This window comes from Desulfoscipio sp. XC116, from assembly GCF_039851975.1.
Lineage (GTDB): Bacteria > Bacillota > Desulfotomaculia > Desulfotomaculales > Desulfallaceae > Sporotomaculum.
Genome location: NZ_CP156660.1, coordinates 495218 through 511349, shown reverse-complemented (window position 1 = coordinate 511349; position 16132 = coordinate 495218). Strand labels below are relative to the sequence as shown.

Here is a 16132-nt window from a genome sequence, read left to right as displayed (position 1 = left end):
ACAGCATGAAAATAAAATCCATACCTTTCTATTGGGGAAAGGCTTATTATTACGCTGTTTTACTGAAGGTTCGGATTTTATTTATGTACGGATAACGGAAGTCGTGCACTCTTGCGGGGTTTCCTGTAACCGCCCTAGCTTCTGGCAGTTTGTCCCAGAACTCATGGAACCAGCAATCAATAACTGACTTATTGTAACAAGTTCCATCTTTATTCGAGAAAAATGCCTGCCTACCAGGCAATATGGATTCCATTATAGAATCATACTCCCTGCATACTTTCTGCAGATCTTCGCTCATGAATACGATCCTGGCTTTCCAGCCTTTGGATTCCCGGACGGATATTTTTCCTGTTTCGAGGTTAACATCCTCTTTTTTCAGTAGGCGTGCTTCCGAGGAACGCAGCCCGCAGCAGAATAGCATGCGGAAAATGACCGGCATGACATATCTCCTGGTCGGAGAAAATGGTGAAGGAGGGCAATGATCAATGGCCTTGAGAAAGGCTTTCAACTCTGCGGTCGTATAAATATGGGCCTCATACTTAACTTGCCTATCCGGGATATGACCGGGAATAACATAAACATTGTATCCGAGCCCTTTCATGTATTTACCAAGCTGCCTTACCGGAGTAACCCTCCTTAAAAGGCCGTTTGGATGCTCTCCAGGCTTTGAATGGATCCACGTAGAGCCCATTTCTTGTGTGATTGTGCTCTCTCCCGGGAACTTCTCAGCCACAAGTAAATCAAAGTGATACAGTATTCGTGCTGAAGACTGGTAAGGATAACCTAATGCCCGTTTCTGGCTGATAAAGTCTCTAATGCAAACACCAAGGAGGCTTTTAAATATATAATCAGTCATCAGAAGCACCACCCCTCCATGAAACCCTGCCTATGACGGATAGATTCAGAGCACACATCCGGAGCATGGATTCCTCCATGGACAGATAAGGCTTGTCGGATTCCTTTGAGGTATGTCCAAGCACATCAGTAATGACTTGGTGAGGTACTTTAGCTGCAAGAAGTCTATGTACCATGGAATACCGAAAAAGGTGCACGCCCGTAGCAGTACCGTTTACCGGCTTAATCCCCAGGCAACCAAGCAGTCCGGAACAGATTGAGTAAACTGAAGTCAGTTTATTGTGAGGCGCCTGTTTCCGTAAGAATATATAGGGGTAATGGTCAGCTCGTTTCGGTCTCTCATTCAGAATGTAATCCATTAGTGCGTTGCCTACATCCGGGAGCAATGGTAGTACGAGAGGTTCACCTGTCTTTTTCTGGATCAGCCTGATTTTATCATTTCGCCAGTCAATCGCCTGAAAAGTGAGATTGCAGATATCACAATCACGCAATCCCAAATTCATGGCAAGAAGAATTACTGCTTTTGTGCGTTTAGACTCTCTAGCCAGATATGCAACCAGTTCTGTCTGATCCTTTTCAGAAATATATGCGGCAACCGAGCCCCGCTGTACAAAACCTCCCATTACAAGGCCGGACAAATCCTTTTTGATCAGGCCAACTGTAAAAAAAAACGCCAACAGTGAACGCAGGATTGGAAGTATAGTTGCCATGCTCCGCCTATTGCAGATGCATGCAAATTTTGTAATGACAAGATGGATCTTTTCGGGTGTTAGAGATAGTAAATCCTTTAGAGTTTCTATCTCGGTGAACTCCACGGTTTTTCGGAATACATAATCGTGCAGGTCGATTGTGGATTTGCTGAGATTACGCTGTTCCAACGATACAAGGTACTGTGAACGAATAGATTCTGTCTCTAAGCTGTTGCAGTTGGCATCTCGGTTGATCATTCCCCACAGGAAGCACCCTGTATTTGCAACTTCCATCAGGACACGTGCCGCCTTACGGTTAATTTTCCACTTCCATTCCTTCATGGATCCACTATTACGTAAGTTGTTTATTTCTTGGATGAAGCATTTCATCAATGTTTCATCATATCCAAGAATACCAGCATCATAAAAATAGCGTCGTATGTCCATCCAGGAATGCTTGTATTGCCCGATAGTAGAATCCGTGAGATTGAGGTATTTCATTTCAATCTCAGCCTTGACAATGAGGTGATCAATACGCACGTCTGCTGCTATTGGGAACTCTCGGCCCTGAAAAAACTCATGAACTTTTGCATCATCCGGCATGGGTGGTTCGTTGAACGGTATGCCGTATTCATCTTGGGCTTGTGTACATGCTAATGCGTCAACCAGTCTTACGCAGCGAACATGCAGTGCGTGGCGTTCCGTCGAACCATTGTCATCTCTAATGAATGTATCATACAGCTCCGCGCACGGTTCCGTAATGCCAAGTGAATTAGCACACTTTAGCATTTGGTTGAAATAACGACGTCTAGACTCCCAAGTTTCATTGGCAAGTTCAAATTTCAACTGCTGCAAAAGGGTATTGATGACAGTTTCTAGTTTTGTCATATGTTATCCTCCTTCAGGCCTGTATCAGGCTGTCTAAAGGATAGCACTATATATGGATTATTATCTTCAATTTTCAGCTATTGATTGGCTATATGCTTAAGCAGTTTTGCTGATTTTAAAGATAATACCATTTTGAGAATAATCTTTGGGGTGGCAAACCCTTGCAGGTATAATGGCTGTGCTGTAGTGTTCAGCCATCTCATGGTAGACGGCATTTAGCTGCTGATTATACCATCCGCCATTATGTACCACGGCCGTTTTTGCGTTGTCGGGTACTAGGATTTTTGCCACACCGTTGAAATACTGGTACATGTGGATATGGGCACTGATCCATGCCTGCTGCTTTTCATTGATGAATGCTTCCGCGTAGGTATACTGGCTGTAGGTCATAACACCGACAAAGATGTAGGCTTTGATGATTTCACTGGTATCCGGATCAATGATGTGTGCTGGATCTCCCGCCCAGTCAACCTCAACTTGTTCCCCTGGTTTGCGGTTGATGTGCATGGTAGCACGGCGTTTCTGCTCGTCCTGCTGGATGTAATAGCAGAACTGCGAATACATGAGTGGTTCTTGGCCGTTCAGGCGGCAATCCTCCATGTATTCTGTCCACAGGAGCTTTTTGCTGACCCCATTACGGAATAGTTCTTTGCGGATGTAGGTTAGATTTGGCATCCTTTTGGTTCTAATGTCTTTGCCTGCTTTAGGAAACATCAAATCTTTTAAAGCCTTATCCGTCATGAGTTCGTCCAATGGCCATGCAAGATTTAATTCTTTTGCACGATGCTGGACTTTGACAACAGTTTTCTGTGCAACATTGCAGCTTTGCATGATGTTGCGCTGGGTGAATCCAAGACTGGTTAGCCTTAGGATTTCTCGATACTTGGTCATAATCATGACATCCTTATAATGGATTTACATCTTGCGATGCATAATTCCATTATAAGATTTATAGAAACTGATTTCCGTTTAACGGAATCATGATCTCCCAAAACCCGGAATGTTGATTTCCATGTACCGGACAGGTGATGAATTTTGCTCCGGAATACTCATTTTAATGATCACACACCTTCGTAGCCTGCTTATTGCAACATATGGATGAAGTCTACATAACCATTGGCATCCCCCCTTAAAAAAGAAAAAACTCCGTATATTTACGGAGCTTGAAGCCTTGAATCGGCATTTTGACTATTAATAATGAATGTCATACATGATATTAAATTTACTCAAAGAAAAACAACATTGCTTATATCAAGGAAATTATTATCTATTAATGGTTATCTGTTTAGTGCTTGGATCGAATTCCACCGTTGCACCTAATGTTTCGCTTATAAATCGAAGAGGTACAAAAATTTTCCCGGACGGAAGCAATTCGGGAGCACAGTCAATAGCTGTAGCATGGTTATTGACCGAAACATCCTTAGAGCCTATGGTTAATGTGATCTCGTTATTATTGTCCTTAATGATAATAGTGTTTTTCAGATCAACCCAATCCACTTTGGCTCCCAAGGTTTCGCTAATAAAGCGCAATGGAACAAATATTCTATCAGCATCTGTACTTACGTAAGGTTCCGTATCCAATACGTATATATTATCATCTATAATGGCTTCCGTCTGACCAACGGTTAACTTTATTATTTTGCTTTCTTTTTCCATCCTTTCAATTATTGCAAACATTGAAAAACTATTAGTGTTAAACCTTAAAGTCTTGGTTACAGGGTCATAAACACTTTCCATCTCCACCCATGTACCATCAGATTGCTTGTGCATAATTGTTAGAAGGTCGGTATTAACTTCATCTAAATCCATGTCTGAAAGGTCCAGCACCACATTAGCATTGCCGTTTAAGGTATGAATCTCTGTGCCATCAGCTTCTTCAGTTTCTTTAACGCTTATATTGAAATTATAAGCACGTAAAACCTTACCGCCAACTGAAATAGCATAGTTTTTTGCATCTTGATCCTCATCCTCGTTAGCTATTAAAGCTGAAATCTCAATTAGAGCACTTTCTCCAACTTCCCTTTCAGGAACCAACAAAGCTCCGGGCTCAAAAGCCAGATTAACCTTTGCCTCTTGTGAATCTATAGAGAAGTTACAACCTGCTTCTGTAATTTTATGTAGAGTTGCATAGTTGATAACTTTAGGCCCAATTTCGGCGGAATCTATTGTTATCGTATCCCCTCTGCCGGCATTTTTCAGAAGATCATTCACTTTTTCGCTAATGTCATTAACGGAATCCTTTGGGGGATCATAATTACCTCCCCCGCCGGGGCCGGCACCACCACCCACGTTTGAGTTAGATCTAGTTGTAAAGGTAAATTTAACGTCGTTATTAAGTGTGTTACCTGTTAAATTCTTTATTGCTGCAGCGGGTATGTTAACGGTATAAGTTGTACTGTAACCAAGGCTATCAACCGGGCTAATTATAAGATTCTTATCCTCAATAAACACAATTACATTAGCCGCATTGTTATCATTGTCTTTAACTCCAATAAGGTTAAAGTCATTTCCTTTTTGTATTTTTTGGTTAAAATTCACCTGAATATTATTATTGGTCTTGATATTAGTAGCCTTATCGCTTGGTTCAGTGCTTTTTACTATTATGGGCAAAGCCGCTATACCGATGGTTACATCCCCCAAGTCGCCATAATCGCCACTTATGGTCAAGGTAATGTCACCTGGTTCAACATCGTTATCCAGGGTAATTTTAAAACTATCCAAAGTTATTTCACCTATTATTTCACTATTAAAGTAAACATAAAAAGCCTTATTATTATCGTAACGCCTTACTGTTGCTTTATCTGAATTAACTCTGGGATCTGTGGCGAACTTCCCTTCATTAAGCCTAAAAGTCATTATGTCGCTGGCTTTGAAAGTAGAGCCGCCTTCGGTTACTATTTTAAATGAAACATCCAAGTCGGCTATTTCACCGCTTGATATAACGGTATCATTGTTTTCAAGCTGTTCAATTCTTGCCCTCGCACCAATACCGGTTACAGTAGCTGCAACCACAGTGGTTTTATCGACAGTACCGTCTTTACTGGTTACGCGAATTTTAATGTCGCCAGTTACATCGGAGTCTACGTCAAGATACGGAGTAAATGTCATATTCCCAGGGAAGATGGAAGATTGTTTTTCAGGCGTGAAAATAATTTGTTGATCATCATCAGGGTTCACATTAAGAGTACTAGCAGCACCAAAACTTGCAGCTTGCCATTCATCTTGAGTGTCGTTAAAAGTAACGCCACTGGTCAAAATATCAAAATATACTTCCTCAATTCCATCTGTTGCATCAGATCCAAGGTTTTTAGGTTGAGTTTCATAAACCCTGATTTCTGCACCTTTTTTATTGCTGCCTGTGCTAACGGTTTTCGAAGACTTTGCGGATACAAGAACGTTACTGTCTCCTCCAACCTTAGCTATGGTTACTGTATCAGATTCACTCCATGCAATTGTACTAGGATCGTCGGGATCATTACCTGTGAGTCCCCAAACCTCAATTGTTGTTTCCAGGTTGCCTGTAAAGTCCGAATCAATGTCAAGGGTAAAAGGTTCTGAGAAATCAAACGTTACGTAAGTATTGTCCCAGTCAGCTACTGCAGCACCAAAGCCTTTTATAGTTATACTATTGGAATAAGATTTAACAAAGCCATAATTACCGGCTCCGCTTACGAATTTATTCCAGGCATAATCACCGCTAGCAACAGGCTTATCAGTGAATTCAGCGCCGTCGGGCAATGATAACTTGATTTGAATTGCATAAACATTATCTTCTACAGAATCATCACTTCTTACAGTGGCAGTACCTGCTTCTTGGTTGTCATCAGCAGTAATATAGGCGTAAGTGCTGCTGTACTTCGTATAATCATTGTCAGCTGCGAAACTTACGACCGGCATAATTACCGTAAAAAGAGAGAAAAGAGTAACAACCAATAAAATAAATTCACTTTTTCCAATAACCCTACCCAATATATTTTCCTCCTTTGTAGCCTATTTTGACCAATTTTCATAAAGAAACCATAAGGTGTTCCTACTATTACATTGTTCACCATATTCTTTCCGTCTCCTCCCTATGATGGCAAATTATACAATATTAAAGATAGTTAACTGTTAAGTAATAACGATTTTAAATAGCATTTTCTTTGGACCATAATTATTGCAACATATGCATGTAGGCCGCAGCTTCCCTGGACTATCTCAAACCCTAAAATCACCCCCATAAAAAACAAATGCCGGCATTGGCGCCGGCATTAGAAAATCAATTCTTAATTATTACAGCCCCTTACTTGATTTAATGCAGGTCACACTTGGTTGCCCAGCCAGACGGGGCATTTGATCGCCCGGATCAGCTTGTTGAGATTGAATTTCAACCCGCCCTCGGCGGGATGTCCGGCTGCGTAAGGATTGGGCAGCACCAGCAGGTCCGCTTCCCGGGCAAGAGAAATAAGCAGCTTTGCGGTATTGCCCACCAGCAGTTGCTGCCGCACTTGCACCCGATGGGATTTCGCCAGATCGCAAAATTCATCCAGCACGGCGGAAGCCTGTTTTTGCAAACCTTTTCCGAGCCAGCTGAAAAATTTGGCCCGGGTAACGGCCCCGCTCATCCACTCATCTCCCAGGATATGACTCCAGCTTTGATCAATGATAAAAACGACCCGTATGGACGCGTCCCATAAACCGGCCAGTTCCAGTACCGTCAAGCCTGCTTCGCGGGCCGACGGTGAGCCGTCGGTTACATATAATATTTGCGACGGCATGGCATCCCTTCTTTCAGCGCTATGGCGTTTACGATGATAATATTATGTCCACCAACCGGCGGTTAACGGGATCAAACTGTTTAAACGGCGCTATACCCGTCAACTAAAAGCCGGTCCGGGGAATCCGAAAGTATTAAATGTGACTACTGTGCCGCGTTGCATGATATAATAAACTTCAATAATAAATCCAAAAAACCTTGTGCGGACATGATTTAAGGATCGGGCAAAGCCGTGAGAACGGTCGGAGTGCCCGGCGGTTTAAACGTCCGTAAATTGTTGCGAAAGGCCGAAGGGAAAACAATGGATAAAAATAATATTACCTGCATCCAAAAAGCCAAATTTATCTTTGAATTTTATGAAAAAAGAAAGTGGCGGCCGGGAGAAGAACCTCCGTTGAACCGGGTTGTTAATGCCGCCGCGGTTGGCCCTGGGGAGATTAGGAATTTAGGCGCTTTCCTGGCCAAGCGGTTGGACCGTATCGCCGGCATGATGGAAATCCTGCTGGCGGCCCACAATCGGTGGGGAATAAGCGGCAAAAAAGATAGGGTAATTATGGAAACCGACTCCTTCGATTTTAACGACGCACTGAAACTGCTTAGGGAAAACGGCTTTTACGATGACGAATTTGTACTTAAGGTGGAGTATGAGCGCAAGTGGGGACTGCTGTAGCAGCTGTTGTTCCCTGTGCTTCATCAACCTGCGGCGCAGCCTGCTCGCTGCAGCCGGCTGCGCCGCCGTAGAGTAAAATGACGTGCCAAATTATTACGGCTGCAATTGCGGCAAAAAGTCCCCGGCGCACGATAGTGCGTGTCCGGGGACTTTTATCTGGCAATTGCCGGGTTGAATTGAATTACTTGACGGCAACGGCAGCCCAGTAGCCGCCCAGAATCAGGATGGAGAAAATGTAGCCCAGCGGCACATTGATTAATACACCGGTGGTGAAGGCCGCAAAGGGACGCCAGCCCACCGAGGTCAGCTCTTTAAAACGAGTGGTCAGGCCGATGGCCAGGAAACAGAAGATGAAAGCCCAGGTTCTTAAAGTGGTAATAGGCTTAATAATATTATCAGTTATCGATTGGGATGTTGACGCGTCGCTGCCGGCGATAACCATTGTGATCAACGCGGAGGCCACAAAAAAGCCAAGTACGAATTTAGGGAACCTGAACCAGATTTCCGAAGCCTGGGGTTTGGTCCCGTCTTCCCTCTTCTCCCACATGGTAATGGAAATAATGGCCAGGATAAAGCACCAGATACCCACGAACATATCACGGCCCACAACCTTCATTAATGTAAAGGTAGTGATGGCCTGATCGCCAATGGCAGCCGCCGCGGCCATACCGGCGGCGTCGGCGAATTCCGAAGTGCCGATCCAGGCCCCTGCGGGGCCGGCAGGAATGCCAAAGACGGAGATGAATACCGGTAGAGCGTAAATCATGATAATAGCCCAGACAACCACCAGTGATATGGCTACGGACACGTGCTGCTTATCGGCTTTTACCGCGCCGCCGATGGCGATGGAGGCGGAAACGCCGCAAATGGAACCGCCGGCGCCCAGAGTGGCGGCAAATCTTTTATCCAGGCCGAACAACCTGGAACCCGCAAAATAAATGGCTAAAAATGTGGAAACGGCAATAATTGTAGCCTGGGTAAAAGCCACCGGGCCGGCCTGCACGATTTTGGTAAAAGGCAAGGTGGCGCCCAGCAAAACAATACCTACTTTAACGTAAAACTCTGTGCGCAATGAAGCTTCCATCCACTTGGGCATTTTTACAATGTTGCCGATGATAAGCCCCAGGGCCAGGGCTACCAGCGGAGCCTCCAGGTTATATTTGCCGGCCCATTCCCAGGCGCCGAAAATTGAGACCAGTACGCTGGCGATAAAAATTAGGATAAAGCCGGGAATGAACTCGCTTAATTGGTGTCCCAGAATTTTCACGGCGATGGAGAAAACCACCGCGAAGGCTATAAACATGAATACCAGCGAACCGAAATTAGCGCCCAAGAATGAGATAACGCTGCCAAATTCCGACCACTTGGGGATGGATACACTGACGGGGCTGATGGAACTGCCGGAAAACCACAGCAACAGCGCGGCGATTACCAGGCCAAGTCCAAGCCATACCGCCCACCAATCTTCTTTTTTGTAAAGGTCTGACCAACCTCCGCTTACGGCAGGTTTGTTGGACATAGCATAATTCCTCCTTTAAATGCACTTATGCAATGCACTAATGTCGCACTTACTTCGAGTTTACCGCCGCTTAACTCCAATAGCTGGAACATTCCCGTCCCCGGAGAAATACCCAAGCTTCAGCGGGTGTATCCCCTTTCCTTATGCGAGGCGGGAGTCTTAGCGGGGCGATTAACGAGATAAAATAAATTCAAATAATCAGTTGATCAGTGATAAGTAAAAAGGGCCTGTAACAGCCGGCAGTTAACAGGCACCATACACTTACCGGGGCTAAAGCTGTGCAAACAATATTACAGGAGCTTATAACTGAAATAATTAAAGCTAATAATTACTATAAAAATTTTATCTTATTTCTTAGCGCTTTCATATCCTTGGGGCGCAGGATGATTTTTTCTGCTTGCTACTTGGATACAATGATGCAAGAGGGCGAACACTTTGGTTCAATTAGCAGATAATTATGATTCACAAAGGAAATAAACGTATAATAGTGAAATAGGTGGTGGGGTGAAAAATGATGGCCATAAGCAAAAGCGTGCGCAACTGGTTTTACGCCACCCTGGTTCTGTTATTGCTCGTGCCGGCATTGCACCTGTACGGCACGCAGGTAACGGCGGCGAAGATTGAAGCCCTGTCCGGCAATTTTGAACTGCTGGCGGAAAATTACGCCCTGTCACCGGATATAGGGCTGCTGGTTTACTATGCCCAGGCCTATATTTCGTACAATGACCAAAATTTTTTAGACAAATTTAATGAAATGAGCACCACATTAATTAAAAAAGAGCTGGACCTGATTAATCGGGCTGATAAAGAGGCCAGAAAAGCCGAGTTGAAAAAAATGGTCCTGTTAACCCAGGATTACGTTGCCTATGTGCGCGGAGAAGTGGCGCCGCTTATCCGGTCCGGCAATCGGGAGGATTTCGAGGCGCTGTACCGGGAGCAGTATGACCTGCTGGCTATGCAGCTGCTGGATACATCCCGGCGCTTGCTGATTGAACATCAAAGCACCGTTGCCAAAACGGCTGCCGGTGAAGAGCAATTACTGGATAAAACCGGTTTTTTAGCGTCTGTTTTGGTTTTGCTCGCTCTGGGCGTTACGGCGCTGGGCGCCCGGCATCTGCTTTACCCCCTGTCGATAAACTACAGTCACGCGCAAAAGCTGCTTGATCACACCAGGGATGCCGCGCTGGTAATCGATCCCAGGGGCAACATCACCCGGGTCAACCCGGCTTGGGCGGAGCTGATGCATATTCCCGTTTCTGCAATCGAGGCCGAATCACTTAACGGCCTGCACGTGAAATATCCCAAAACTCAGGGGTTGACCCAACCGCTATTTAATGTACTGCTGGACCATAAAAAGATATTAAATAACCAGGTTATTTTAAATGAAGCGGAAGAAAAAACATTCATCAATATTGATTACTACCCGCTGCTGGATTTTAATAAGCTGACCGGGGCGGCCATGCTGGCGCATCCCGTGGAGATGCACAAAAATAAGCAGTATTTGTTTGACACCATTGAGGCGGAGCGCAAGAAAATATCCATTGAAATACATGACTGGATCGGCAGGGGCATGTCCCCCATCATCCACTCGCTGGACTATATACTGCGGGCGCACCGACAAATCCCCGAGGAGGTTTACGCCGACCTGGCCAAACTGAGGGAACACTGCCAGAATGCCGCCATGGATATGCGCAGTATTATGAATGACATCCACCCGTACTTAATTGACAAAGTGGGGCTGATCCAGGCCTTGGAGTCTTATGTGTCCAATTTCGAACAAATGCAGGGTGTCAGGGTGTACATGTTTTACAAGGAACGGACCTTTAATGTGCGTAAAACTGCGGAAATTGTTATTTACAGAATAATCCAGGAGGCGTTGAGCAATGTGGTCAAACACAGCAGCGCCACAGAAGTGGACATTTATTTTAAAGTTGAAAACGATATTCTGAAGATAGAAATTATGGACAACGGCCGGCCGCCGGAAAATTTAACGGCGGGCAAAGGAATGTGGGGTATGAAGGAAAGGGCCAATTTAATCGGCGGCGACATGGTATACGCCGGCGATGAAAGCGGTTTTGCCCTGACCTTGACCATTCCCGCCCAGCCGAAAGGATAATGCATATGGGTAAGATAAGGATAATGCTGGTGGAAGACCACAATATAGTGCGCGAAGGCCTGAAAAGGCTGATTGAAATGGAAGAGGGGATGGCGGTGGTGGCCGAGGCCGGCACCTGTGCCCAGGCCAGGACCAACCTGCCGGATGATGTGGATGTTATCCTGCTGGACATAAAACTGCCCGACGGAGATGGGCTGGAGCTGTGTCAGGAAATCAGGCGAAAGGCTTCACGGGTAAAATTTATCGCGCTGACCACCTATGACGATGCGCTGTTTATTAAAAAAGCCCTGGAGCACGGTGTGCATGGGTTTATCCCCAAGTACGCCTCTTTTGACGAAATCAAATCGGCTATCCATATTACGCTGCGGGACGGCCGTTACCTTTATCCCGGGCTGAACATGCAGGCCTTGATGGGACTTTCGGGAACGGGACTGTCGGAGTTTGAAATACAGATACTGCACATGATTGCCGGCGGTGAAAGCCAGAAAAATGTTGCCGCCGCCCTGTTTATCAGTATCTCGACCTTAAGAAGAAGGATCAAGGGAATTTGCACTAAAATGGGCGTGGATACCATTGAGGAAGCCCTGGCCTCCGCGGTCAAAAAGGGGTTGATTCAATAAGTGGAGACCTTGACCAGCAAAAAAAAGATTCTTGCTTACTTTGCCGTAATCTTTTTGTTAACGCTGATAATCTTTTTTTTCATTCTGGAATTCCGTTATATTAACAGGGTGGTCACGGAAAGCCGGGACAATATCAGGCAGATCGTGTTAACCGAAGTATACTCTTACCTGCGCGACCTGCAGCTGTTGACCGAGGACGCGGCCAATTTCGTTGAGGACGAAAACCGGCCGACCGGCCAAACGCTGCGGTCGGTTGCCGGCAGGGATAAAAGGATTACAGCCGTCTGCCTGCTGGATCGGACGGGAAAAATAATCAGCTCGTTTAATGGAAACGCATCCGGAGGAAATAACCCCGGAGCAGATGAACCCGGGTTCTACCGGGGTGCCCTGGCCGGCAGCGCACAGGGCATTCCCTATATCTTCGGCGTGGAAAAAAACGGCCGCCTGGACCAGGTGGGAGTTGCCGCAGTTGCCGCGGGGCAGGCGGGCAAGCATTATCTGGTGATTATTTTCAATGTTAATGATTTTATAAATCAGTTTATGCTCAAGTACAATACCGGTCAGGTCAAAGCAGGGGTCCTGAACCGGGCGGGGGTACCGCTGGTTTGGCCCTTTGAGCAGGCTTCCCTGGCCAATTTCCGCCCCGGCGCTGAAACATTCAAGTTCCAGGCCGATCGTTATAATGTCAGCAGGGCGGACCTGGAAAACTCCTCCCTGGAGGTCTACTTTTTTGACCGGCAAAGCAATTTTGCCGCTTACAGAATTATCACCATCATGTTTTTGCTGTTTACACTTTATTTCTTGATCTACCAGTTTATCGTAGAATTGCTGAACGCCAACAATATTCAGTCCTATTTTGAAAACATTGATTTTAATATTTTCAACCATTTAAAAGAGGGCATCATCATTGCCAATAAGTTTAACAGAGTGGTGTTTGCCAACAATGTTATTCATGAGCTGTTTGCCGAAAAGGAAATAATTTTAAAGAAAACCTCCCTGAAGGAAATAACCGGGCCTTTGGATAGCCTTGAGAGCAAGCTGACCTTAAAAAAGGCCAATAACCTGCTGGAGATTATTTCCGCCCCGATTGTGAAAAATGGCCGGCTGCTGGGAGCGCTGGTGGTGGTCAGTCTAAGTCACGAAAAGGAAAAACTATGCGGCCGGGCACTGGAGAAGATAATTGAGTTTTCTCCCGACGGGGTGGTTTTTGTGGATAAGGACGGCAAGGTGGTTACCTGTAACATGATGGCCAGTTATTACCTGGGCGGCGTGAAGCCGGATGCCGATATTAATCATGTGAACACTGAACTGGCCGGACTGGTTGAAAGCAACATCGGGTCGGGTTCTGTAACCAGAAGGGATTTATCCTTCGGGGATGTTTACTGTGAACTGGCGCCCCTGTACGATGCCGGCGGGTTTTATGCCGGTACGGTGGTGTTTTTAAAAGACAGCGGCCAACCGGGTTAATGAAACAGCAGCACCAGTATTAAAATCAGTGCCGATACGGCCAGAGCGGCGTAATCTTCCAAGCGGTCGGAATTTAAAAGTAAATTTAAATTATCCTGTTCATCATTGTTCCGGTCATGCCGGTCTGTCAAGACAATTCCCTCCTCGCCGGTAGCTTCAGCTAATTCCAAGAGGGGGTGTCGCGAAACTACTTTCTTAGAGTAGTAAGCGATACTCCCTTTCCTAAGTTCAGCCAATTATTCCGATAATAATTTGGTATCTTTATAAAAAGCTGCGGCACTATGAACTATTTAGCCCGTTGTGCAACAACCCCTTCTGCTTTTCCGCTTCGGCGGAGGTGGCGCTCCCGCCAAAGTTTAGCTGTCCGGCTCCGTGCCGTTACGATTGCCGGCTGATGAACAGCAGCACCACCACCAGCGCCCCCACGGCTTTGACCACGGCGGCCGCTGTCCCCACCACCAGCGGTTTACCGCCTGCTTTACGCAATTCACCCAGGGATATCTGCATACCCAGGCCGGAAAGGCCGATGGCAAAGAACCAGTTGTAAAGGTTGCGTATAAACACCAGCTCAGCGGATGGCGGGGATGTTTCACCCAGCAGGCCGAATGAGGTCAGCAGCACCACAACGAAAAACCCGATTACGAACAAAGGAAACTTGTCCCAAAAACTCGTGTGTATGGCGTACTCATTTTCTTCATCCTCCAGCCGGCGGCTGTTATACACCGCCAGGGCCAGCACAACAAACGGAAGAAAGATGATCCTGGTTAAATTAAAAATTTCTCCCGTTTTTAAACTCTCGGAAACCCTGTGGGCGGTGCCGTGGTCGAAGGCCAGGGCGGCTGCCAGCACCTGGCCGGAATTGACTATGCCCGTGCCGGCCCAGACCCCGAACTGGTGGGGACTCAGCCCCAGCACCGTGCCGATGGTCGGGAAGGTTAATAAAAGAATCAGTCCCACGGCAAGGATGGTAGCTATGGAATAAGCCACGTCGGATATTTTAGCCCTGACGGCGGGAGCCGCGGCTACAATTGCCGAAACCCCGCAAACGGCCGTGCCGGCCGCCAGCAAAGAGGCGGCAGCGGGGGACATGCCCGTCTTTTGGCCGAGATAAAGGGTAAATAAAAGGGTCAGGGAAATAAACAAAAAGATAATTAAAAAGGCGGTCAAGCCCAAGCTGGCCAGATCGGCAATGCTGTACAACGAACCCAGCAGAATTACGCCAATTTTGATAAACAGTCGGGAAGTCCTTACGCCCGGCACGAGCACCTCCGGCAACCCCACCAGGTTTCTCAGCAGCATGCCGGTTAAGATGGAAATAAGAATATAATTCAGGTGCAGTACGTCAATTAATATTTTGCCGGTCAGCGGTTTTGAGGCGAATATCGTTTCCAGCCCCGGCCACTGCGGAAAGCCCAGATCGGCGCCGCCTCTGGCCAGCACGGCTACCGCCAGCATCAGGGCAATGCCCGGTAAAAGTCTGGATATCAGGTAAAGTATTCGCACCAGCATGGAAAACCCTCTAAAAGTTATTTGAACCAACTTAAACTAAGTATAATAACTTTTATTCATGGCGGCAAGGCAAATAAAAAAAGACCGGGCGGCTGTATGATATCCTAATAGATTCTCATCCTTTCTTTTATTTACCAACTAACTACAGGTTCAAATACCTACTAATCACCACCTTTCTCGACAAAACAAAAACACCCTCGTATGAGAGTGTTTATAACGTCCTTTTAATTATCTTGTAAGCGTTTTCCCTCGGCCCACAGTAAACAATAAGTATTTCTTCATCGCTTAATACAGTATATATAATACGGTAATCAACGCCCTTAAAAGTAAAATTAATTTTATAATGCCCCGCTAAATCGCCTACCAAAACTTCCCCCACTTCTATGTCTTCATAAAGAGCGCTCATTTCATTAATAAACATTTCCTTGAGTTGCCTGGGGCACCTTTTGGGGGCATTTAGATATCTTTGTATCCACTTAGGCAGTATTACTTCAATCATTTAATAAGATCGCGCAGGGATACCGTTTGTCCTAATTGAGCCTCCCTGTAGCTTTGCTTGATTTTAGCCATTACCATCTTATTGCCTTTTATTTCCTTTGATGCAGTAATACTAGTTGGGGCAGGCCCTTTTTTTGACTTACGTGCAACAATAGCTGTAGGCATAATAACACCCCTTTTCCCGCGGATTCTATACTTCACATTACCACTCCCCAGCTTCTTGTCCATAGAATATCTATGTCCAAACCGCCAGGGTGATAACCATTTTTTTATCGCACATCTGCGTAGGAGCCAGCTTTTCTTGCTCCAACCACTATCTTTGATTGTAGCTGTCTGGCCCCGCCTTCCCGAAGAGAGGGAGTTCAGACCAAGAAGCTTCCCGCCTTGCGGCAGAGGCTTAGTGAGCGTTGCCACGCCTTACGTCTTGGTGGCGGTACTTCTCACTCTTAGGTGCCAAGGCACCCCACAAATCAAATGTTTCAATTTATCTTAAATTTGTTTAGAAATATTGTAACATGCAACATGTGGCATGTCCATAATACCGA

General features: G+C 45.9%; 14 protein-coding genes. 4 read left to right on the top strand and 10 right to left on the bottom strand.

The window, feature by feature from the left end:
• Nucleotides 1-49: 49 nt before the first annotated feature.
• The 5 genes from ABDB91_RS02490 to ABDB91_RS02470 all read right to left on the bottom strand — a co-directional run bounded on the left by ABDB91_RS02490 (nucleotide 50) and on the right by ABDB91_RS02470 (nucleotide 7189).
• Nucleotides 50-856, bottom strand: coding sequence for a tyrosine-type recombinase/integrase (locus ABDB91_RS02490; RefSeq protein ID WP_347488272.1), 807 nt, complete (start codon nucleotides 854-856; stop codon nucleotides 50-52).
• Entirely contained in the window at nucleotides 849-2432 is a 1584-nt protein-coding gene (locus ABDB91_RS02485) for a tyrosine-type recombinase/integrase (protein ID WP_347488273.1), read from the bottom strand. The genes ABDB91_RS02490 and ABDB91_RS02485 overlap by 8 nt, the downstream gene beginning before the upstream one ends.
• A 96-nt stretch (nucleotides 2433-2528) precedes the next feature.
• The gene (locus ABDB91_RS02480; RefSeq protein WP_347488274.1) at nucleotides 2529-3323 is read right to left on the bottom strand and encodes a transposase; all 795 of its coding nucleotides are present in this window, start codon (nucleotides 3321-3323) and stop codon (nucleotides 2529-2531) included.
• Nucleotides 3324-3695: 372 nt separating this feature from the next.
• A complete protein-coding gene (locus tag ABDB91_RS02475; RefSeq protein WP_347490049.1) occupies nucleotides 3696-6401 on the bottom strand; it encodes a stalk domain-containing protein in 2706 nt (901 codons plus the stop codon).
• Between the two features lie 332 nt (nucleotides 6402-6733).
• Nucleotides 6734-7189: a universal stress protein gene (locus ABDB91_RS02470; RefSeq protein WP_347490048.1), complete on the bottom strand. Its 456-nt coding sequence runs from the start codon at nucleotides 7187-7189 to the stop codon at nucleotides 6734-6736.
• 300 nt (nucleotides 7190-7489) lie between these two features.
• Here ABDB91_RS02470 and ABDB91_RS02465 point away from each other — a divergent pair, with 300 nt between their 5' ends.
• Nucleotides 7490-7858, top strand: coding sequence for a hypothetical protein (locus ABDB91_RS02465; RefSeq protein ID WP_347490046.1), 369 nt, complete (start codon nucleotides 7490-7492; stop codon nucleotides 7856-7858).
• A 181-nt stretch (nucleotides 7859-8039) separates the two neighbouring features.
• Here ABDB91_RS02465 and ABDB91_RS02460 read toward each other — a convergent pair whose 3' ends face one another.
• The gene (locus tag ABDB91_RS02460; RefSeq protein WP_347490045.1) at nucleotides 8040-9377 is read right to left on the bottom strand and encodes a putative sulfate exporter family transporter; all 1338 of its coding nucleotides are present in this window, start codon (nucleotides 9375-9377) and stop codon (nucleotides 8040-8042) included.
• Nucleotides 9378-9888: 511 nt separating this feature from the next.
• Here ABDB91_RS02460 and ABDB91_RS02455 point away from each other — a divergent pair.
• The 3 genes from ABDB91_RS02455 to ABDB91_RS02445 are packed head-to-tail and all read left to right on the top strand — an operon-like array spanning nucleotide 9889 to nucleotide 13580.
• Complete coding sequence (locus tag ABDB91_RS02455; RefSeq protein ID WP_347490044.1) at nucleotides 9889-11493, top strand: histidine kinase; 1605 nt, start codon at nucleotides 9889-9891, stop codon at nucleotides 11491-11493.
• Between the two features lie 5 nt (nucleotides 11494-11498).
• Nucleotides 11499-12113 (top strand): response regulator transcription factor, encoded by a 615-nt coding sequence (locus ABDB91_RS02450; RefSeq protein WP_347490043.1) that lies wholly within the window; start codon nucleotides 11499-11501, stop codon nucleotides 12111-12113.
• 9 nt (nucleotides 12114-12122) lie between these two features.
• On the top strand, nucleotides 12123-13580 hold the full coding sequence (locus ABDB91_RS02445) for a hypothetical protein (protein WP_347490042.1): 1458 nt from the start codon (nucleotides 12123-12125) through the stop codon (nucleotides 13578-13580).
• On the opposite strand, the gene ABDB91_RS02440 is transcribed toward ABDB91_RS02445, so the two are convergent.
• The 4 genes from ABDB91_RS02440 to ABDB91_RS02425 form a co-directional block, all read right to left on the bottom strand.
• Nucleotides 13577-13711, bottom strand: coding sequence for a hypothetical protein (locus ABDB91_RS02440; RefSeq protein WP_347490041.1), 135 nt, complete (start codon nucleotides 13709-13711; stop codon nucleotides 13577-13579). The genes ABDB91_RS02445 and ABDB91_RS02440 overlap by 4 nt on opposite strands.
• A 247-nt stretch (nucleotides 13712-13958) precedes the next feature.
• Nucleotides 13959-15089: a putative sulfate exporter family transporter gene (locus ABDB91_RS02435; RefSeq protein ID WP_347490039.1), complete on the bottom strand. Its 1131-nt coding sequence runs from the start codon at nucleotides 15087-15089 to the stop codon at nucleotides 13959-13961.
• Between the two features lie 211 nt (nucleotides 15090-15300).
• Nucleotides 15301-15588, bottom strand: coding sequence for a type II toxin-antitoxin system RelE/ParE family toxin (locus tag ABDB91_RS02430; RefSeq protein WP_347490038.1), 288 nt, complete (start codon nucleotides 15586-15588; stop codon nucleotides 15301-15303).
• Entirely contained in the window at nucleotides 15585-15752 is a 168-nt protein-coding gene (locus tag ABDB91_RS02425) for a hypothetical protein (RefSeq protein ID WP_347490037.1), read from the bottom strand. Before ABDB91_RS02425 ends, ABDB91_RS02430 begins: the two co-directional genes overlap by 4 nt.
• Between the last annotated feature and the right edge of the window lie 380 nt (nucleotides 15753-16132).